14 protein-coding genes and 2 pseudogenes are annotated in these 21,283 nt (G+C 32.5%); 12 read left to right on the forward strand and 4 right to left on the reverse strand.

All coding sequences use genetic code 11. The annotated features are described in order from the left end of the window. Positions 1–10 precede the first annotated feature (10 nt). The 11 genes and pseudogenes from ONG75_RS02960 to ONG75_RS03010 form a co-directional block, all read left to right on the forward strand. Positions 11–355: pseudogene (locus ONG75_RS02960) on the forward strand (head decoration protein); the annotation flags it as partial. A 56-nt stretch (positions 356–411) separates the two neighbouring features. Continuing rightward, a complete protein-coding gene (locus ONG75_RS02965) occupies positions 412–1,416 on the forward strand; it encodes a major capsid protein (protein ID WP_264375742.1) in 1,005 nt (334 codons plus the stop codon). Next, positions 1,416–1,727: a head-tail joining protein gene (locus ONG75_RS02970; protein WP_264375743.1), complete on the forward strand. Its 312-nt coding sequence runs from the start codon at positions 1,416–1,418 to the stop codon at positions 1,725–1,727. The genes ONG75_RS02965 and ONG75_RS02970 overlap by 1 nt, the downstream gene beginning before the upstream one ends. Next, a complete protein-coding gene (locus ONG75_RS02975) occupies positions 1,727–2,224 on the forward strand; it encodes a phage tail protein (protein WP_264375839.1) in 498 nt (165 codons plus the stop codon). The genes ONG75_RS02970 and ONG75_RS02975 overlap by 1 nt, the downstream gene beginning before the upstream one ends. Further along, entirely contained in the window at positions 2,221–2,697 is a 477-nt protein-coding gene (locus ONG75_RS02980; protein WP_264375744.1) for a hypothetical protein, read from the forward strand. Before ONG75_RS02975 ends, ONG75_RS02980 begins: the two co-directional genes overlap by 4 nt. Further along, positions 2,684–3,148: a phage baseplate assembly protein V gene (locus tag ONG75_RS02985; RefSeq protein WP_264375745.1), complete on the forward strand. Its 465-nt coding sequence runs from the start codon at positions 2,684–2,686 to the stop codon at positions 3,146–3,148. The genes ONG75_RS02980 and ONG75_RS02985 overlap by 14 nt, the downstream gene beginning before the upstream one ends. Then, positions 3,149–3,403 carry a PAAR domain-containing protein gene (locus tag ONG75_RS02990; RefSeq protein WP_264375746.1) on the forward strand — a complete coding sequence of 85 codons (255 nt, stop codon included), beginning with the start codon at positions 3,149–3,151 and terminating at the stop codon, positions 3,401–3,403. Positions 3,404–3,440: 37 nt separating this feature from the next. Then, positions 3,441–4,478: a PDDEXK nuclease domain-containing protein gene (locus ONG75_RS02995; protein ID WP_264375747.1), complete on the forward strand. Its 1,038-nt coding sequence runs from the start codon at positions 3,441–3,443 to the stop codon at positions 4,476–4,478. Between the two features lie 7 nt (positions 4,479–4,485). After that, on the forward strand, positions 4,486–4,821 hold the full coding sequence (locus tag ONG75_RS03000; RefSeq protein WP_264375748.1) for a GPW/gp25 family protein: 336 nt from the start codon (positions 4,486–4,488) through the stop codon (positions 4,819–4,821). 2 nt (positions 4,822–4,823) lie between these two features. Further along, positions 4,824–4,985, forward strand: a pseudogene (locus ONG75_RS03005) (baseplate assembly protein); the annotation flags it as partial. A 59-nt stretch (positions 4,986–5,044) separates the two neighbouring features. After that, positions 5,045–5,837, forward strand: a protein-coding gene (locus tag ONG75_RS03010) for an IS5 family transposase (protein WP_264375461.1) whose coding sequence is annotated in 2 segments (ribosomal slippage) — positions 5,045–5,308 and positions 5,310–5,837 — 792 coding nt in all. Because the reading frame shifts where the segments join, the coding sequence is not laid out codon by codon here. On the opposite strand, the gene ONG75_RS03015 is transcribed toward ONG75_RS03010, so the two are convergent. From ONG75_RS03015 to ONG75_RS03025, 3 genes are all read right to left on the reverse strand, one after another. Then, positions 5,832–6,557: a hypothetical protein gene (locus ONG75_RS03015; RefSeq protein WP_264375749.1), complete on the reverse strand. Its 726-nt coding sequence runs from the start codon at positions 6,555–6,557 to the stop codon at positions 5,832–5,834. The genes ONG75_RS03010 and ONG75_RS03015 overlap by 6 nt on opposite strands. Positions 6,558–6,600: 43 nt before the next feature. Further along, positions 6,601–8,637 (reverse strand): coiled-coil domain-containing protein, encoded by a 2,037-nt coding sequence (locus ONG75_RS03020; RefSeq protein WP_264375750.1) that lies wholly within the window; start codon positions 8,635–8,637, stop codon positions 6,601–6,603. An 852-nt stretch (positions 8,638–9,489) separates the two neighbouring features. Then, complete coding sequence (locus tag ONG75_RS03025) at positions 9,490–10,677, reverse strand: ATP-binding protein (RefSeq protein ID WP_264375751.1); 1,188 nt, start codon at positions 10,675–10,677, stop codon at positions 9,490–9,492. A 790-nt stretch (positions 10,678–11,467) separates the two neighbouring features. Here ONG75_RS03025 and ONG75_RS03030 point away from each other — a divergent pair. After that, positions 11,468–20,173: an ankyrin repeat domain-containing protein gene (locus ONG75_RS03030; protein WP_264375752.1), complete on the forward strand. Its 8,706-nt coding sequence runs from the start codon at positions 11,468–11,470 to the stop codon at positions 20,171–20,173. On the opposite strand, the gene ONG75_RS03035 is transcribed toward ONG75_RS03030, so the two are convergent. Beyond that, positions 20,157–21,050 (reverse strand): Rpn family recombination-promoting nuclease/putative transposase, encoded by an 894-nt coding sequence (locus tag ONG75_RS03035; protein WP_264375753.1) that lies wholly within the window; start codon positions 21,048–21,050, stop codon positions 20,157–20,159. The two genes, ONG75_RS03030 and ONG75_RS03035, sit on opposite strands and share 17 nt — an antisense overlap. Positions 21,051–21,283 lie beyond the last annotated feature (233 nt).

Here is a 21,283-nt window from a genome sequence, read left to right on the forward strand (position 1 = left end):
GAAAAGCAAAATGAGTACTATAACAGAACAAAATAACCTTGGGGATCTTCTGAAATATGAAGTGTCCAACCTATATTCAAGAGACCAAATAACAGTAGCTAAAGGTCAAAATCTTAAGCTTGGTGCAGTAGTTGCCAAAAAGACGGAAGATGGTTTTATTAGAGTACTTAATCCTGCTGGAACAGATGGCACACAAACAGCAATAGGTGCAATAGTAAGTGATGTAAATGCGACAGAAAATGCCAAAGCAGTAATTATTACTCGTGGTGCAATACTAGCAGATCATGCAGTTGTGTGGCCAGCAAATATCACTGAAGAACAGAAAGCTGAAGCAATAAAGCAACTTGAAGCACGAGATCCGCAAGGGAGCTTAAAAAAACTATTAAAAATACAAAAGGGGGAAAAGAAAAAATGCAAAATCCATTTACAAATACAGCATTTAGCATGACGGCGCTAACAAATGCGATAAATATATTGCCGATAAATTACGGTCGCGTTGAAAATCTAAATTTGTTTCCAAGTAGGTCAGTAAGATTTAGACATATTACCATAGAAGAACACAACGGAGTATTGAGTTTATTACCAACGCAAGTACCAGGGGCGCCAGCAACAGTAGGAAAAAGAGGAAAAAGAAAGGTAAGGACATTTACCATTCCTCATATTCCTCATGATGATGTGGTGTTACCAGAAGAAGTGCAAGGAATAAGGGCATTTGGATCAGAGAGTGAACTTAAAGCTCTAGCAGACGTAATAACTGACCATTTACAGCTAATGAGAAACAAACATGCAATAACATTAGAGCATTTGCGAATGGGAGCGCTGAAGGGAATAATTTTAGATGCTGATGGGTCAGAATTATTAAATCTGTACAACGAATTTGAAATAACACCAAAAGTAGTAAATTTTGCCCTTGGAACAGCAACAACTGATGTAAAACGTAAGTGTCTGGAAGTACTCCGGCATATAGAAGATAACCTAAGTGGTGAATATATGACTGGAATTCATGCCTTGGTAAGCCCTGAGTTTTTTGATGCATTAACTTCTCATGCTAAAGTAAAAGAAGCATATGAGAGATGGCAAGAAGGAGCAGCGCTAAGAAATGATATGAGGTCAGGATTTACGTTCTGTGGAATAACATTTGAGGAATATAGAGGACAAGCAACTGATCCTGAAGGAACCGTAAGAAGATTTATAGAAAGAGATACAGGACACTGTTTTCCACTAGGAACAGCAAGTACGTTTACGACATATTTTGCACCAGCAGACTTTAATGAGACGGTGAATACGCTTGGTCAGCCATTATATGCAAAACAAGAGCCAAGAAGATTTGATAGAGGAACAGATTTACATACGCAGTCAAATCCATTGCCAATGTGCCATCGTCCGGCAGTTTTGGTAAAAATTAGTTCTAGTTGATGAATATAGGAAAATTATTGGAAGATTGTTTTGAGCATCTAGGAGTGGAAGCCATATATTGTAATAAAAATAAGGAGAGTATTCGTAAAATGAAAGTGCTAATTAAACGTCCCGATACTACGTATTCTTTAGGTGCAGATGGAGCATTAACTCAGCAAATTGCTTCTATAGAAATACGTGATCAGGACGTTACTTCCTTTAGCATAGGTAATTATATCAAGATTGAAAAAAGGTTCTACAAGATTTTTGAACCACCGTTAAAAGATTCTTCGAGTGAAATATGGAAAATTGAGGCAATAGAAAGTGTTTGATTAGTAACAATATTAATGAAATAATCTGCAATATTGAAAGAAAAGAGCAGAAAATAAAACTTGCAGCTATAAAAGCGCTGAACAAAACAGCAATATGGCTAAAATCAAAAGCAGCTAAGGAAATCAGTGAGGAAAAGAAAAGTTTGATAAGAAAGAGATTAAGAATTTTTAAGGCTAAGACAAGTAGGTTAGACGTATTAATGAGAGCAAATTTATATGATATTAGAGCATCAGAAGTTGGCAAAATGAAACAAACAAGAAAAGGAGCGAAAGTAGGAAAACATGAGTTTATAGGAGCGTTTACAGCAAAAATGCCAAGAGGAAATAGTGGTGTTTTTAGGCGTGAAGGAAGAAAAGCTTTGCCGATACAAGAGGTAAAATTAGGACTGGAGCCAGAAGCATCAAAAATAATAAAGGAGCTAGTTAATTATGAAACAGAAGGGATATTTGAGAAATATTTTGAGCGTGAATTGAACTATATTACAAGAAATGTATGAATTTTAAAGATTTGCATAATGCAATCTGCACTACGCTGAAGAGAGAAATATCGTCTATACAGACATGTGAAATTTATCCAGCAATAAGGAAAGAATTAGTAGCGCCAGCGTTATTTGTAGAGCTTGTGAGTTTAGAATCGGGAAAAGATCCTGGAACAGAGGAATTAGCGCTGAAAGCAAGATTTGAAGCACGAATTGTGATTGATAGCACAATAGAAAATGCAGCTATTATTGTCAGATCTTTAGCTAGCGAAGTTGCAAAAGTAGTAAATAAAAATACTTGGAATGTGGAAAATGTTTCGCCAGGAGAATTTATATCAGGAGGAGGAGATGACTTTAGACCAGAGCTCGATGCATATTTAGTGTGGATGGTTGAATGGGTTCATGAGATACATATTGGTAAATCAGTGTGGTCAGAAACTGGAATTAAGCCGCATATTATAGAGATAGGTAACGTATATGTTGGATCATAGTTTTGCGATTTCAGAGCTGAATAGGAAGCTAGCAAACGTTATTCGTATAGGAGTGGTAAAAGAAATAGATTATGAAAAAGCAAAAGTAAGAGTTAAAATAGGAGAATTTTTAACAGATTGGTTGCCGTGGATAACGAGTAAAGCAGGAAAAGATAGAGATTGGTCTCCGCCAGATATTGATGGACAGGTTATGGTATTTTCTCCTCTTGGTGAACTATCATTAGGAGTGGTATTAGGAGGAATATATCAGGAAAAATACTCTGCACCAGAGAATAAAAAAGAAATAAATAGTATAAAATTTCAAGATGGGACGAAGTTTACATATGATAAAGGAAAGCATCATTTAGAGATTGAAGTAGTAGACAAAATAACACTGAAAGCTGGGGAATCGAGCATAGAGATGACGAAGAGCGAAATAAAACTGAAAGCAGATAGAATAAACCTTAATTAAATGAATAAATCGGTTGTGCGAGTAGGAGATCATTGTGCAGAAGCAACACTACATTTTTGTGTTAGTGGCAGTAACAATGTTTTTGTAAATGGTAAGCCAGTTTGCCGAAAAGGAGATAATTTTACAGAAGGTAGAGTATTAACTGAAGGATCAAAAACAGTGTTTACAAATGGCTATAGTATAGGAAGAGTTGGAGATTCAATATCTTGTGGTTCTAAAGTAATAAGTGGTAGTAGTAATGTTTTTTCAGGATAAAAATAAACCATCTGCTATACTTACCAAAAATAAAGTTATGAACATGGATATAACTATTAGCCTATTAGGAGACATTAGTAATTTAATAGATAGAGCAAAGAATCATCTTTCTGTTCAATTCAACTCTACTCTAGTATTGTTAAACTGGGAAATTGGCTCCAGAATTGATCAAGATATTCTAAAGCACAAACGCGCAGATTATGGGAAGCAAATCATCTCCCAACTTGCAAAAGAACTTCAGATTAAATATGGACGTGGGTTTGATAGAGCGTCATTATTTCGTATGGTGCAATTTTCTAAATTCTTTCCTGATCAAGAGATTGTCGCGACACTGTCACAACAATTGAGTTGGTCACATTTTGTAGAAATTATTGCAATTTCTGATGAGCTGAAGCGTAATTATTATATAGAAATGTGTCGTATTGAAAGGTGGAGTGTTAGGGCACTACGTAGTAAAATCGATACTATGTTGTATGAACGTACAGCACTAGCAAAAAAACCTGAAGATTTCATAAGAAGGAGTATAAAAAATTTACGTGAAGAAAATATGTTAGCACCAGAATTCATTTTTCATGACCCATACTTCCTTAGCTTCATGGAATTGCCATCAAGTTATAGTGAGACTGATCTAGAAAATACAATCTTGGATGAATTGACAAAGTTTTTACAAGAGTTTGGGAATGATTTTTGTTTTGTAACACGTCAAAAAAGGATGAGTACTAAAACAACTGACAGGTATTTGGACCTGCTATTTTTTCACAGAGGATTAAAACGCCTTATAGCAATAGAGCTAAAAATAGGTCGTTTTGAACCAGCTTATAAAGGACAGATGGAATGGTATTTAAATTGGTTAGATAAAAATGAACGAAAAGCAGGTGAAGAAAAACCGTTAGGGATTATTTTATGTGCTGATAAGGATCAAGAGGATATAGAATATCTTGAACTCGAAGGCTCTAATATTCATGTTGCACAGTATTTAACACAGCTTCCTTCTAAAGAAATTCTTGAAAAGAAGTTAAGAAAGGCTATTTCTATAGCACGTGAAAAACATGCAAGTATTCAGTCAGAGCCATGAAAAATATATGCGAGGAATGGATGCTAAAACGGGAAAAGCTCTTGAAGGAATAGAGCACTTAAAGCAATCGATAATTGATATACTGACCACTCCTATTAACAGTAGAATAATGAGGAGAGATTATGGGTCAAAACTATTTGAATTAGTGGACAAGCCAGTTAATCGTGATTTAACACTAGAAATTTACGCAGCAACTGCAGAAGCTTTGGAAAAATGGGAAAAGAGATTTAAGTTAGAAAAAGTAAAGATTGCTGAAGTTAAAGAAGGAAAAATGACTCTTGTACTCGAAGGTATGTATCTTTCAGAAGGCAAATTCATAGATATTAGCGGAATAGTTGTTTAGAAATGCAGCAGCCAAATATTATCGAACCACTGAACTTTGAGGAAATATTTTTGAGAATGAAGGAAGAGTTAATAAATCGAGACACAAATTTTACAGCATTAGTAGAATCCGATCCAGCAATGAAGGTTCTGGAAGTAGCAGCGTGGAGAGAACTTTTGCTCAGAACCTGTACGTGATCTCAAAAAAGGGATAGAATGAGAGGATAAAGTATATAAAGTAGGATATGCGAAATTTATATCCAAGTGATATAAGTCGAGAAAAGTTTGAGATTATTGTAGCAGATCTGGAGTCTTGCAGGAAGAGAACAAAGCCGAGAACACTTGATTTATATGATGTATTTTGTGGAGTATTATACGTCCTAAAAAGTGGATGCCAGTGGAGAATGTTACCAAAAGAGTTTCCAAAATGGCGGAATTGTTACGACTATTTTAAGAAGTGGAGTGAAAAAGCAGATGCAAATAAAGAAAGTGTTCTGGAGCTGGTATTAAAAAAAAATAGTTGGCGTAGTTCGACAAAACAATGGTCGGAAAGAAAAAACCAGCTTCTGCATAATTGATGCACAAAGCGTAAAAAATGCAGATACTGCTGAAGAAAAAGGCTATGATGCTGGTAAAAAGATTTCAGGAATAAAACGCCATATTGCAGTTGATACTCAAGGTCTACCACACGCAATTTATATCACAACAGCAGAAATAACTGACCGTAGCAGTGCTGTAAAAATGATCAAAAATGCAAGAGAAAACCTCTCTGAAGTCCAAAATATACTAGTTGATGCGGGTTATACGGGAGAAAAATTTGCAACTCAAATAAAAGATATTATTGGAGCAACTGTTGAAGTGATAAAGCGCAGCGAATTACACATCTTTGCTGTATTGCCGAAAAGATGGGTTGTTGAGAGATCTTTTGCTTGGTTGGAAAAATGTAGGCGATTGTGGAAAAATTGCGAGCGGAAACTCAATACTAGCCTGCAAATGGTTGTTCTAGCCTTTACTGCTTTACTCCTCAAAAGATTATGAACAGGCTCTAAGACTAAGATTAGCACCAAATTGATCTATGGTATCGATAGAAACATTTCCAGAGAATAGCTCTAATTTTTTATTACTAAAGCTAGTAGCAATATTATTCAATATCCCAATTTTATTACCACGTATACCATATACTTCAGCACTTTTATAAGTACTTGATAGCACTTCTTCTGGTCCCCTTAAAAAATTCTTTCCAACGCCTATTCTAAGTCTCTTATCAGGCAGCTTTTCAAGCTCTTTTAAGACAAAATCTATGTCTTGATTACTCATTATATCTTTTGGATCTACTAGAACCCTACTATTTATTAGCGGTACAAAATTGACTGAACACTCTCCATCATAAGAGAAAATATAATACTGACCTTGATATTTTATGAAATTGCTAGGTATAGAATTAAAAGTAGCTATTTTGACAATATTTGTATCATTATAGTAAACATAATAATAATATTGATCTTCATTATTAACTAGAACCAACTTATAATCACTTTCTACTTTTTCTAGCTTTAAGTATAGCTCTTGTTGATAAAAATTAGTTAGTATGCTGTTCGTAGGGTTCATCTTGAAATTAGAGATGATAAAATGGTGATGTTTATCAAAGATATATGACGTATAAGGTAAATTAATCTTTTCTTCATCATTTATTTTGACAGTTACAAGCTTACTCTGACGATCACAAAAAGTACTTCCTGGCTCTAAATTAAAACGCATCTTCAATCCCCCTTATTTTTATATCTACAATGTACAGCAACTATCATAATCCCCTACCATAAGCTCTTGCATTTACTTTTAGTAGCTGATTTCTATTAACTTCTTCTAAAAAGCTAGATGGATTTTCCATTGTACAATCTGACTGTCTAATAGTCTTACCTAACTCTTTAAAAGCACTACTATTTCTTTCGAAATACCCATTTTCTATAGCTGTCAAAACACTTTTCCCACCTAACAGACAACTCTGCCCTAAACTTGATTTATTCTCTAACTTGTTAAATCTTACTTCATCGACAAGCCTCACTTCTATTTTATTACTATCTTTCTCACTAGGACATAGATGAATACTGATCTCTCCTACTTCAGTGGTAAAAGACATTTCAATGATATCTCCCGAGAACTCTGTATAATTTCTCCTTCCTCCTATATTTTCAACTCTAATTATACTGTTTCCAATTTGAAGTATACCAATGTTTAGATTTAAATCTTTAGCTTTTTGATTATTTAATATCCTTGTAACTTCAACAATACTATTTTGTGGATAATCTATGCAAAAATATCCATTATCTATTTCTAGTTCAAAGTCATATTCATCAATTTGCTCACTTTTATTCATAATACTTTCAAGTGCTAATCCCTTAAGCTTTGAAAGGTTTTCGGATCGTTTACTCAAAGTGTCTAAATCTGAACAAATTATGTTCACAAAATCTTCATGCTCTTCGTCGCTCGATCTATTTAAATATGCACCTTCTGATATTACCTGAAATATTTTTCTCTTGTGTAAGAACTCATGAATTCGAGTAGTGTCAGCAGATAAATATAGCTTTTGAAATGTGTCAGCTATACGATCTATCAAGGACATACCAGATTTATATGGAAAAGTGAACATTATTCCTTGCTCCAGTGCTTCACTTATAACTTTATCAAATCTTTTTTCTTGTTCCTTGTAATCTTCTTCGTTACCAAAGTTACCTAAAACATCTAGGTCATCAAGGATCTTATCTATTTTTTGCCAAATACTTTCATACTTTTCTTCTTCTCTTGTATTCAGTTTTACTTTCGCTAAAGAAAAAGAATCTTTTTGACGAATTAAAACAAAAGTATCTTTTTCTTTATGAATTATGGCTTCATCATAGAATAGTTGACTGTAACGCCTACCAAAACTTTCATCATAATCAGGGCAAGGGCTAACATTGTCACTTTCACTATCCGTTTCGTTCCATACTTCAATTGGGAAATCATTATTATCAATAATATGTTTAATTTTCACTTCAGGTACAAACTGAAGCTTTGCTATTTCTTCTCTTACGTTTTCTTTGTTTATTTCATCTGCAAGAGACACTTCATTACTAATATAGAAATTTTTCTGTTTTAAACTTTCGTTTTCCTTCTGCAGTCTATTGAATTCTGCAAATAGTTCTTTATACTCTAATAAATAAATACACAATTGATCTCTTATATCATTAAGTTCCTTCTTTTTTTCTAGTATCTGATTTTCATAATTACCTTTCAAATCCTCTATACTGTTTATCAGCACTGTACTTTCTTTTCTTACTCTGTTTAACTCAGCTTCAGTCAAATCCAGTTTTTGCTGTAACTCTTTATTTATTTTGTTTGTTAACTGAATTTCATTCTTTGCCTCTTTTAATTGGTTATTTAAGTTCTTAATTACATCACTTTTGCTCTGCGTTTCTAATAATAATATTTCTACTTCCTGTTTTAGTTGTTCAATATCTTGATTATTTTCAATTAAATTTTTCGTCTTTTTTTGTAACTCAGCTTCAAGTCCTTTTACCTTCCCTGCTAGAGTTTGCTCCTTTGTTGTAAGTTCACTTACTTCTTCGTAATACTCTTCTACTCTTTTCTTATAGTGTTTTTGTAACTCTACATTTTTTTTAAGATCAAAATTTTCCTGTTGTAGATTTTCTATTTTGCTTTCTAAACTATCTATTGCTTGATTTTCTTCACTGCTAATCTCAAATACCTCTTCAGGAAAATGTGCAAATTTACAAGATGAAATGCCTTCAAGGACGTTACTACCAAATAAATTATATTGTACTACCTGCTTCGAACTAAACATACCTATACCCCCTACTAAAATAAACAAGTAATATATTGTATGCGCTATATATCATAAATACAATCGGTTTGAATATAATCTATTTACTAATTCGTATTGTGAATTTTTATAGAATAGATTTAGGTGTAAAATATTATGATACCATTAAAGTAGATGGATAAAGCACAGTCTTTTTGAGAGGATAAATTTAATGAAAAGACCATACTAATTAGTGTTATAAGGAATTGAATTATTGACTCTTCCTAAGATTGCAAAAAAGATCGTATATTTGTGAGAACAAGCAGCGTAAAAATAAGGTTATAAAAATAGAATTTTGAAATCCTTGGAAAGTAGTTAGGTAAAATAGTTCCTATGTGAATTTAGCAAAAGTGAGCCAATATAGCTGGTTTTAGCCCATAGTAAAATTGTTATAAACAAAAGTTCGTATGTATATAAGATAAGTTAAACCAATTTTAATATGATATTTTTTTTGCAATGTTTTAGTTTCTGTAGTAAGTTTAAGTGTTTACGTAAACCTTTAACGTGGTAGATATTCTTATATTAGTACCAATATAAAATGGCCAAATTTATCCAAAAAACAAACTTAAATCAAAAAGGCAAATAGATAAGCTTGCTTAAACATTAAATTATAAACAAAAAATACTCTTTTTCTATTAATTGGAACTTGATATGACTACCTCAATTCTTCTGCCAGCTAATTCTAGTCTACCAGATTAAGTGATTTTCTGCATTCTTCTAACTTATTAATAATAACGGGGGTCATTAAAGATTGTCCTTTCAAAGTACTTGGAGTATTTGTACCACTCGAATAACCACTATCATTCTCCTGATTTTGTACGTCTGTTGTAACTTTCAATTTATGTTCTGTATTAGTGGATTTTTAAATGGAATACCATAATTATCACAAAAATTTTTGACCATAGTACGAACATTAGGCTTTTTGCTACTTTGTGCACATTCAGCTGCATAGTTTATAAAACTATCCAAGTTTGCTGCTGAAAAAGTAATATTAGCAGTACCCTCTAAAATGTTTTTAATATATGAATCAAATTCTGTACCTTTCAATTCTTTCTTTAGGCCCGCTTTCAGTACTTTCCTAAGCGTGTCTCCTTTTAGTTCATGGAATTCAATTTTTTTGCTTAGCCGACCTCCCCTAGTAAGTGCTGTGTCTAGATCTCCCATACAGACATTAGTTGTAGCAAGCACTATCACATCTCTTCTAGCTTCATCTAACCTAGTGAAAAAATAATTTAAAGATACTTGATTATCATCAGTGCGCTTTGTACCGATGCTGTCAATTTCATCTATAAGAACTATACAAGGGGCGTTTTCTTCTGCTTTATTAAAAACCTCATTTATACTTGATTTTCTAAGCAAATCAGATCCAGGAACTTTTATAAACATAGTGAGAGATTTAAATTTATCTGCAATAGCTTCAACAATTGTACTCTTACCAGTTCCTGGTGGACCGTACAAAATGCATCCTACTCTTTCTACTTTTCTTTTTTCTTCTGAATTACCTGTTTTTTCTAAGGACATTTTACTAATATTATCCTTTATTAACTTGCAAATACTACTTAACTCTTCTCTTTTATGTTCTTCAAGAATAAAATCCTCAAAAGGTTTATTTCCCCTTACTTCACCTTTTTCATAAAATTTCATGTACAGCTCTTCTTTCATTTGACTTGTTGTTGTAGTACTAGCAAGCACTTCTAACTTTTCATTGAATAGAATATTAGATTCTTCTAGGTTTTTGATTCGCTTTTCTACCTCGTCTTTTATTACAGGACTATTAGTTTGCTTTGAAGCTTCATCTAATTTTTTATTTTTACTAATTATTTTGTACGTAAATGCAATTACTGCTATAGAAAGCAAAGATATAATCAAAGTAATGGGGAGAGAGATACCTAAAGCTGCAATTGGAGATAAGAACGCAATATAGGGAGCTATAGCAAAAACCCCAGACGCAAGTAACGTAAGAGTAGCAAGAGTACCAGCTATAAAAGGAAGTGTATTACCTCTATTATGTGTATTTTTCATCGTATTACCCCACAAACTAACCAAAACAGCACTATAAAAATTTCCTAATCAGGTCACATCTAATATGAATATAACCATTTTAGCTTATCTTAAACATATGAGATAGCATCAACTACTATTGAAGGCTATATAGTCCTCGGTATTTGCATACCCACTCTAATATGGTAAGAGAATAAATATTAACTATAGTATATAGTTTTCGTAAGGTCAACTACTAAAAAGTATTCTCGCAGATACTATATCAATCAGCGTCACAAAAAATTCAATTATTGACTCTTTCTAAAATTGCAAAAAAGATCGTATATTTGTGAGAATGTGTTGCATAAAAATATGGTTCTGAAAACAAAAGCATGAAATTGTTGCAACAAAGTTAGACAAAACAGTTCATATGTAAATTTAGTGAAAGTAAGCCAATATAACTGATTTTAGCGTATAGTGAAATTATCATATAAAAAAGTTCGTATGTATCGCTTGGTAGACCATACGATTCCAAAGAAAACACTTCTCACGTTCCTTGGTTTTGAGTGCTGGAAATGGTTGTTTTATTTAAATTATTAGTAGAATACATTGCTAGATTAATAGTAATTTCTTTGAGAAAGGTTGATGTAATTTACAGCCAAAACGAAGTTTAAAAAAAACTCTTTCGCAAGTTCAGTGCAAAATAAAACAGCGTGAAAATAAAATATCATAATATACATAAAAATTACTTGCATTGCCAATTGTATTTATTAGCATATATCCATATCTAGTATAACATTACGTTTTCATTTGAATATAGGCAGGGGGTTTTATGCTGAAGGTTGAACATCCAACAGACTATCTAAAAGGGGTTAATTCAGAAATTGTTGATCTATTGAAGGAAGAACAGCGCATAGAGCAACAAGCCTGGAAAAGAAAATACATCTTAAACCGCTTAAAACGTTCTAATGACTATGACCAGGAGCATAGTTGGCAAACTCTTGAAGATGAAACAGAGAAAGGTAATTATCAATATTGGTTGCAGCAACATGATATTTCGCATATTGCAAGAATTGAATATAATTATAAAGAGGATGAAGAAGGAACAGGTGGCGTGTTGTTTTCTATTGTAGGTGATCTCGATCATTTAAGTAACCAATTTATAAAATTTAGAAATCAAAGCCGCAGTAATTTAATCTTAATTTCTATAATAAATTTAGGGGATAACCATTTGGTAACCTTAGTTAATAATAAAAGAGATGGAAAATTTTATGCTTATTATTGCGATTCATTTGGAAGAACTTTACAGCTTAGACAAGATGATAGCCAAGATAAAAGAGATTTAATAAGGAAACTTAATAATATTAATCAAAAAATTGATTCTTTGCGTATAAATGAGACTATTGAAATAGAGAGAAAAGAAGAAGCAGTAAAAAATGGACAACCTTACACAGGTAATCTAAATGATATACAAAGTAAATTAAAAGCATTAAGAGAGGAAAAAAAAGATGATATAATTAATAAAATGAGTATGAGTACGGGTTACATAGCATCTGCACTTATGGAAACTTTAGGAGTAACAAGTGATGATATAAAAAGCTTTCAAGTTCAACAGCAAACAGATTCGCATAACTGTGGGATATTTGCCATAGACAATACCAAAAAAATTGTTGACATGTTAATTGAAGGTAAATCTTTTGATGAAATGAATATACTCTTATCACAGGATATACCAAATCAAGAAGATTTAATAAACAAACGAAGAGATTTTTCGCGAAAATTATCTAATGATTATGAAAGGAAGCAGTTTGTTATATCGAATTTTGCTCTAGTTCAAGATCTAGATATGAACGATCTAAAGCTCTTATTAAAAAGTGCTATTGAAAAAAATTACTTTAACATTGCAGCGGTTGCTGTGGAAAAAGGAGCTTCTACTGAAGGTATTAGTGATTTCCAAAAGACAAAGTTGCTCGATTATATTATTAAAATTCATCCTGAATCAGATAGTAAACTTCAACCAGGGCCCTCAAATGCTAATCAAGGAAGTCAGCCAGATAATACTCAGCCTGTATCAAGACAACAGTCACCAGGTTTGTCAGGTGATAGGTTAAAGAGATCTGATAATGATCCTAATAAGGCAGGTTCTTCTCAGCAATCTTCTTCTGATAATAGTCAGTCAGTTCGAGATACTATTAATTCTGCTCAGCATCATCAGTCTCCTGACTCTACTAAAAGTTTAGAAGAAACTATTAGACTTAGAAAGATAAGTATTAATAATAGGGAATTGCTTATTGCAGCAGGTCAAGGTAAATCTGAAGAAGTAAGCAAACTTATTGGAAATGCAGATGTTAATTTTGTGGATAGAGACGGTAATACAGCTTTGCATTATGCTGTTCAGAGTAGTAATGACAATAGTAAATTGAATGTAGTTAAGCTACTTATAGGATGTGGAGCAAGAATCGATACTGAAAATCATCAAAATGAAACTCCATTTGATATTGCTATACGTTTGAATAATGAGAAAATTATTGAAGAATTTGGAAAAAAGATAATAGGTAGGTCTGCTGAAATACTTAAAGATACAGAAAAAACTACTTCCCAAGGTGGAAAAAATATAAAATCAGAGGTAGCAAGTAAAAACACTCAAGCTTCTTCAAAACACTCAAAGGAGGAAATAATGGAAAGGGAGGTAGAGAATGTCAACAAAAAGATAGAAGCTCTCAAACAACTCTTAGGTAGTGATCTTAAGAATATTCCAGATTATAAAAAAGCCATGATATTCATTTTATTTATAGAAACATTTTCATTTCAAGGGAGTAGAGATGAAGCTTTGCGGACTACATTGAAGAAAAAATTTTTAGAAGAAAGCACTAAGAAAGAGAGTACAAAACCCAAAAATGGTGGAAAGAATCAAAAAGGGAAAAGTAATCAAGATAATGAGAAGGGTATAATAGAAGAGTATCGTAGTCTCTTTCTTAAGTCTAAGAAAAAAAAATTCGAATCTAATGATATTAATAATATTATTGATATTGATCAATTTTTACAAGACCTGAAAGAGGAATTATCGCTGTTGAATAAAAAAATAAATAATAAAAAAATAAATGTAGAAAAATTACTGAAAGAAGAAAAAGAATTCAGTGCAAAAAGAGCTAAACTGATGAAAGATAGCAAAGATTCTGAGAATAATTCTGATCCATATGGTAAATTGATAAATTTAGAGAATGAAGTTTCTGAGGGAGGGGTAGATTTATATCAAAAATGGTTTGATTTCATTGTGAATATCTATCCTAAATTAGAAATAAAAGAAAAAGAATCTTCTATTCTAAGAAGAGAAATTAAGCATTTAAGAAATAATTTAGTCCACTCATTTTATAGTTACGGCGTCTATGAATTTAGAGAAGCAGTTATTAATTTAAGGCAAAAATTGTTTTGTTACGTATATGCAAAACAAGCAGGCGAAAGTATTGTTAGTTTGTCAATCTATAGTAATCCTAATGAGATTGAAGAGGAATTAAAAAAACACTTATGGGATATTAAAAGTAAGTTTACAGATACTGAAGCACTTTCATCTGAAGAAGCTGGTCAGTTATTTGGGTATAGAGTAGTAAAATCCTTATACCCTTCATTATCTCCAATAGAAGAGCGATCAGAAGCGTTCTTAAAAGAATTGGTAATAGATTATTGGCAATATCTGCTTCCTATAGATATTGGAATTACACAAGACTTTAGTAACAATGAATTTGATGATGAAAGTGATTTAAAAAAGCTGGATAGTATAAGTAGGAGAAAGCTATTTGAAAAATTTATAGAATTAAAAAGGAATAAACTAATCTTTCCAGGTTACTATAATCAAGCAAAAGAAAATTTGAAAAAAGAGGTAGAAGGGTATGGTTATAACACATTAAGTTTTAATCAAATTTGTAAAAAATACTTTGAGGATAATAATAAACTTGATGAGGAAACAAATAAAATTATAGATAAGATCGTAAAATTTATAGGTGCTACTCATATTGTTAAAGCAATCCTTTCTGATAAAAGTAACATTGTCTCTTTTGCTAGACGTTTTCTAAAGGTGCAAGATGAGAATGCAAAGAATGAACTTGTATTGGATGAATTATTGTTGAAAAATGAAGTAAAAGATAAACTGAACAAAAAAAAAGAGACTAGTGAGAAGATCAGGCAGCTAATAAATCTAGAGAAAGATTTAAGGGAAATACCTATAGATATTGAAATATTGGGCAAAAAGGAAAAAGTAGATGTAACCAAGACTATAATCAATGTTTTTGAAATGCTCTATAACGCTTACAATGAGTACAAAGTAGATTTTGATTCAAAGGACATATTCGCCACAAGAAGCTTTTTAAACGAATTGATAGAGAGAATTGAGAATAATAATATACCTATTATTATAGAAAGGTTGATAGGTATACATTATATGATGCCTCTTGTATCAGCACTAATAGTAAAAGTTGCAAAACCCCCTCCTCCAGTTCAAGTGACCAATAATACTAATTTACAAAAGTTAATCTACAATATGTTAGATAGTAAGGAATACGCTGATTATCTAAAAGATCTTCTAAAAGTTCCGTATGGTGAGAAATTCAATTTTTATAAGGAATTTTATCGTGGAGTTTGTGAAAAGAACATTGATATTCAGAGTATAAGTCTAGTATTTAAAGAGCCCGAAAACATTAAAGGGTTTATAGGAGTGCTGATTAATGAGTTTGAGGAATCTGGTAATAGTGAGGATGGTAAGAAAAAAGACAAAATAGTCGAGTTAGCAAAGAGCCTATTAGAAGTGATTAATAACGAAATAGCTGACAAGTACTACTATAAAAATACTAATATTAAGGAAAGTGAAGTATTGGAAGCAGCAGAAAAAATAGCTGATCTAAAGGATGCAATTGGAGAACGTTATCCTGATTTTTCTGGTTTCGCGGATATGAATATACTCAAAGCAAGAATAAAGAATCGGGAGGGAAAATTTAAGAAAAAACCAAATGGAGATGCGGGTGGAGAATTTAGCGATTCGTTAACTACTTTAACTAAGTTAGAACAAGACTTAAAACCTAATAAAGTTAATGATGAATTGAAAGCCAGTTACCTGATGACTTTGAGTGATATAGCTTATACATACCATTTACAAAACGAATATAAAAAGGCTCGGGAGAAATACGGTATTTTATATAATGAAATTGTAAAATATTCTCTTAATCTTTGGAGTGGTATTAATAATGAAGACAGTAATATAGATTGGAAATTATACAGCGAGGTCAAAAATTCAAAAAAGTATAAAAATCTGTTATACCATTCCGAATTACTTCACTCTGAAAAGTACCTTAACATTTTGAATGTACTTAAGAATGTAGCATACATGATTCTGAAGTCTGGGTCCAATGATGGGAATGCTTTAAAGATTTATCAAAAAGTTTACTTGTTTACAAAAGAGGAACTAGGTCCTGATAGTAGAGAGGCTATACAGGTTTCGGGTTATATTGCCCAAACGAACGGGAAGATCGGTGATGCATATAATAAGAATCGACAATATCAAGATGCACTGTCTTATTACCAAAGTGCATTAATAAGATATAACAAAGTTTACGATGCCAGAGAAGAAATGCTAGGTAACCATAGGCTTATATCAAAAACCACTGAAAAGATTACGAAGATTCTAAATAATATTGCATATACACACAATTTACCTGGCTTATCAAATAATCCAGAGGAAGCATTAGAACATCACAAAAAAGCATTAGAAATCTATCAACAAGTCTATGAATTTCAAAAAGGTAGCCTGGGTGAAAAACATGAATATACTTTAAAGACCATAAAGAATGTTGCATTTACACACCATCAACTTTCTCGTTTGTATGATAAGGTTGGTAATATAGATGAAGCAATATCACATTGTCAAGCAAATCTCTTACGTTTAGAAGTTAATAGTGAAGAATATAAGAAGGCAAGATCTTTTCTTGATACATTAAAATCAAAAAAAATTGAGCAAAGTCCATCTTCACCAGAGAAGTGCTTAAAAGGTAGAAAGAAAAGAAACGCTGAAGGAGAATGTTTATTCACCTGGGAAGACGTAGATGAATTTAATGAGGAGAAGGATGAGAAAAGAGATTTAAGTAAGATTAAGATAGATAGTGAAAGGTTTGTTAATTACATTAAAGATTTGCCGAAAGAAAAGCAGAGTCAGCTAATTCAGCTAGCAAGTGAGGTTAAAACTGTAGGTAGTGCTCAAGGTCTCGTAAGTAATCTAATTGGCAATCAAAAAGTCATGAATCATTTGGGAAAAATGGGAAAAATCTCCGGAATGACTATGCACGGAATGATGGCTAAAAATGTTCTCGCTGACTTTTTAAATGGTAATTATCAAGGTGTGGCAGTGAATGTTGGTTTTATAGCCGGTGGTCAAGGATTTGCTAAAGTTGCTGAAGCTGCATCTCTTAAAGGATTAAAACTAGCTGAAGAGGGAAAATTATTAGTTGGTCAATCTTTAAAAGCAGCATCACCTTTTCTTGCTCGTGGTACTTCTGCTTTTGTTGTCTATGATCTAGTTAATCAGATAAAAGCATTTAAAAATGGTACGGAAGAAGCGCTAGTTGGTGTAGTAGGAGATAGTATTTACTTGGGAGTTGACGCTGCAGAGATTGGTGTAGAAGTTGCTGAAGCTTTTGGAGTACTTGAAGGAGTATCAAGTGTTACTGGTCCTATTGGAGCTACAATTGGTGCTGTAGTCTTTGTTGGCACTGATATTTATATGGCAGTAAAGAGAGTTGAGAAGATTGATCAGATTATTCACCTAAAGGGAGATGAAAGGTTTGTTGAAGGTTTACGTGCGTTTATAGGTATTAAGCCTGAGCAGTATATAGAAGAGCTCATGGAGAAAAAACAACTTTATAATCAGTTAGTTAAGCAAGGACTTGGGTATTTAAAACAGCATAGTGATATTCAAAGCTATGTTTTTCCTACTACTGATAAACTAGATAGTAAAGTACTACTTGATAGAAAAAGAACGGGTATAAGATGGAGCAGAGCAAGACCCGATGATTTAAATGAAGGTCGAGTATTTTGTTTACCACAGGGAAATGATGAGCCTGCACCAGATTATGGATCATATCTATGTGAAAATGCAATTGGTATATTCGCAAATAAAACAGGGAATCATACTTTAATTAATCTCGGAGAAGGTAAGGATTACGCAAAAGGATTTTTAAATAGTCCAAATATCTTTGTGGTGAATAATGGCTCTAAAGAATATTATGGAGGCAATAAAGACGACATATTTGTTTTACAGGCAAATTACATCAAGGGACATCTATTAGGAGAAGGTGGAATCAATACTTTAGATACAACATTGTTTGCTTTACAGGAAGAGCAATTAAACATTCAATTAGAGATAGGAGAGATAGCAGACTATTTCAGAGACAATTGGCTAAAAATATGTGAAATAAATAAGGTAATAGGAAGAGCAAATAAAGCAGAGACAATAACAGTTTCCTGTGATGGTTGTAATAGTAATGTAAGACTAATAGATGGTCAAAGTGGTAATGAAGAAATTAAAGATAGAATAAACATAATAGATGATAGCTGTGATTATCAAATGCAAATAGTAGTAAGACCTAACACAGTAGTATACAATCGAGCATTGAAAGGAAGCTTTGATTATCTAGTACCATTAAATAGTAGTGGAAGTGCAGAGCTTAGTTTTATATATGGCCCTGAAAGATTTAATGTAAACAATACGTTTTGGTTTGCATATCAGGCAGTTGATATAAAAAGTATCGATGTAAAATATATAAATGTTTTTAACAGAACTGAACATGAAGTAAAATTCAATTTTGTTGAGTCAAATAAAGAATTTAATGTCACAATCTCTTATTCAGAAAATCCTGCTTACAGACTAGGAAAGAGTGGTGAAATCAGAATAGGGAATAAAGGTAATTTGTACATGCTAGAAAGTAGTGATAAGTCTAGTGAAGAGGTGATAAGAAACTATTTACCTGTAGCAAATAGAGTAAGTAAAATGTCATTTTTTATACAATCAGTTTTAAGTAATGAGACAGTGGTAATAGGAAGTGGAAATCATGAAGTAATACATAGCAATCCAGCGTATAGGAGTCATTTAGTGGGCAATGGTGGTGAAAATGTATATGTAATTGATTCTGAAACTAAGGAGGTTATTATTCATGATGTTGATGAGGAGAATTCAATAGATACGATTGACTTAAGAAATGTAGTAAGAAAAGGTAATCATGAATTAAAAGTAATTAGATTCGAAAATGATTTGTTATTGAGAGCAACGGTGAAAGAGCAAGCTGAGTATTGTACTGTGAGGTTAAAAGATGGAGTAGAGAGGTATAATAAAACTCATGTGATATTAGAAAATGTTCCGATGACAATCAGCGTTGATAATGATGAATGGAGTTTAAAACCACAGCCTTTAATGTTTGAAAAGGACAAAGAAGTAATTGTGGTAACGGGTCAAGATGTAGAGGAAGGTAATGAAATTATTACACCGAGAAAAGGAGGAAATTATAAGTTTGTTCGTAGTAATGATAATGATCTAATGATCACGAATGCTTTTGACTCGACTATTACTAAGAATGATCTATGTAGTATTACACTTAGTAAGTTCTACGAAACACCTAGAATGAAAACGTTATGCATAAAGTTTGCTGATAAAGAGATAGTGTTAAAAGATCATGAAAAGGAAATAAGTGCTGCAAGAGATATAAATATTGTAAAAAGAGAGTATAAGGATCAAGTGTATAATGATGTTTTCAATCCAGAAGTTATGATGTTATCAGACCAACCTGTAACTCACAGACATAGGCATAGTAGACATAGAGAGCAAGCTCGTCATCGTCGGAGTACAACAAGTAGCAGCACAAGACCAACTGGATGGATAAATGATTTATTTGGTTGGGTAAAAAGCTCTGTGAGTGGATTGTTAAGTTCTAAACCTGAAAGTACTAAAAGTCCAATCTCACAAGTAGATGCAAGAGTGGATGTAAATGGTACGATAATGTTACTTGACATGCTCATTAGAAAAGTTACAGGTCAAAAGTATGTTTCTACAGCAGATCAGTCTATATCTCCACTAGAAGCACAGGGCTATGCACTCAATATTACAAAGGGATTTGAGAAAGTAGTAGAGCAAGCTGGATTAAAAAGTGGTGTATCAATGCACCGGTTAAGTATTGATTATATGGGAATGCAAAAAGAGATTACTAGAAAAGTCATGAGTGGTAAATTTAATGAGATTTCAGGGATTTTAAGCTCATATGTAGAGAAAGCATGTCCTGACGGAGAAGCTGGTAAATTAAGTCCGAAAAAGTTTGACAAGTTTATGATTGAATTTAATAAGGGGCTAGATATAACATTAAATCAATCAATAGAGCATAACGGAAATGGTAGATTAGAAGTTAATGATGTAAAAGAACAACAAATAAGTTTAGAGCCTCAAAGTTATTTAAGTAATGCTTCCATTCAAGGCCATTTGACTCGGAATAAGGTTAAATTAATTTCTTAATCTCATCTAAAGAAAGGCCCGTAGTTTGCGATACGACGTCAATAGATACACCAGCTTTAAGTAAATTTTTTGCCACTACTATTTTAGCCTGTTTTTCGCCCTCTGCTATACCTTCAATTTTACCTTTTTGATGGCCGATTAGAATGCCTTGATGAAGTTTTTCTTCAAGACTAGATAAATAATCATCGGTACGTTTTTTAGCTTGATCATAAGCAAGACGTTCTTCTTTACTCCAATTATATTGGTTTAGCTCATCATAAGCCCTGCCAATAATTAAATCACTTCCTATTATTTTTTTTAGATCCTCTTCACTTGTTTCACCGGCGTGTTTAAAAAAATAACACCATTTCTCTATTATATTTTCTAATTGATCTTCTCTTTTTTTAAATTTAGGTAACTCTATAAAAGTAAAACTAAAGTCTTTGAGATCATGTTCAAAAGTTATCTTATCAAAAGTAATATGATCAGACTTATAAGCCAGCTTATTAGGAAATAAGATGAAATCAGCAATGGCAATAAAGATAACGCCTTTAAGATCATGATACTGGTCACCTACATCAGCTTGACTTGAATAGGCCTTAGCGGCATAATATTGGGCACGTTTTTCAAAGCCAGTAGTTTTAGCGACTTGCATCTCAATTATAGTTTTTATCCCTGTAGAATCAACACAGAGAACATCAACAATGCTTTGCTTTTGAGAGGCAATGACAGGGTCTTGAATGGGACTGAGAAAGGAGACATCTTTAATCTTGTTGTCATCGGTAAGACCTAGTATATCATTAAGAAAGTGAATAAGAATATCTTTATTTTTTTCGGTACCAAAGATACGGCGAAAAGCTATATCATTGCGAGCATCAAGGAACTTTGAAAGAGCCATGAGAAAATAAGTTAAAAAACATTAACAATTGTACACAATTGTGAAGAAATATTCAACTAAAATTCAAACATGTTAGTCAGAAAATGATCTACTCAGAAGGACTAGCATTTTAGGCTTTATAGGGTTTCTATACATCTTTATTACAATTATTTCTGTTTTGAAATTAGTGAAGATGCCTAATAGAGATTGATTTTTATTAACATTAAAGCTATATCTTCATCAGACTGAGAATT

This window comes from Wolbachia endosymbiont (group B) of Sphaerophoria taeniata, assembly GCF_947179355.1.
In the GTDB taxonomy this organism is placed as follows: Bacteria; Pseudomonadota; Alphaproteobacteria; order Rickettsiales; family Anaplasmataceae; genus Wolbachia.

Excerpts from the sequence above, each read along its gene's own strand:
- ONG75_RS02965 (WP_264375742.1), top strand. The coding sequence starts at position 412 with ATGCAAAATCCATTTACAAATACAGCATTTAGCATGACGGCGCTAACA.
- ONG75_RS02970 (WP_264375743.1), top strand. The coding sequence starts at position 1,416 with ATGAATATAGGAAAATTATTGGAAGATTGTTTTGAGCATCTAGGAGTG.
- ONG75_RS02980 (WP_264375744.1), top strand. The coding sequence starts at position 2,221 with ATGAATTTTAAAGATTTGCATAATGCAATCTGCACTACGCTGAAGAGA.
- ONG75_RS02985 (WP_264375745.1), top strand. The coding sequence starts at position 2,684 with ATGTTGGATCATAGTTTTGCGATTTCAGAGCTGAATAGGAAGCTAGCA.
- ONG75_RS02990 (WP_264375746.1), top strand. The coding sequence starts at position 3,149 with ATGAATAAATCGGTTGTGCGAGTAGGAGATCATTGTGCAGAAGCAACA.
- ONG75_RS02995 (WP_264375747.1), top strand. The coding sequence starts at position 3,441 with ATGAACATGGATATAACTATTAGCCTATTAGGAGACATTAGTAATTTA.
- ONG75_RS03000 (WP_264375748.1), top strand. The coding sequence starts at position 4,486 with ATGCGAGGAATGGATGCTAAAACGGGAAAAGCTCTTGAAGGAATAGAG.
- ONG75_RS03015 (WP_264375749.1), bottom strand. The coding sequence starts at position 6,557 with ATGCGTTTTAATTTAGAGCCAGGAAGTACTTTTTGTGATCGTCAGAGT.
- ONG75_RS03020 (WP_264375750.1), bottom strand. The coding sequence starts at position 8,637 with ATGTTTAGTTCGAAGCAGGTAGTACAATATAATTTATTTGGTAGTAAC.
- ONG75_RS03025 (WP_264375751.1), bottom strand. The coding sequence starts at position 10,677 with ATGAAAAATACACATAATAGAGGTAATACACTTCCTTTTATAGCTGGT.
- ONG75_RS03030 (WP_264375752.1), top strand. The coding sequence starts at position 11,468 with ATGCTGAAGGTTGAACATCCAACAGACTATCTAAAAGGGGTTAATTCA.
- ONG75_RS03035 (WP_264375753.1), bottom strand. The coding sequence starts at position 21,050 with ATGGCTCTTTCAAAGTTCCTTGATGCTCGCAATGATATAGCTTTTCGC.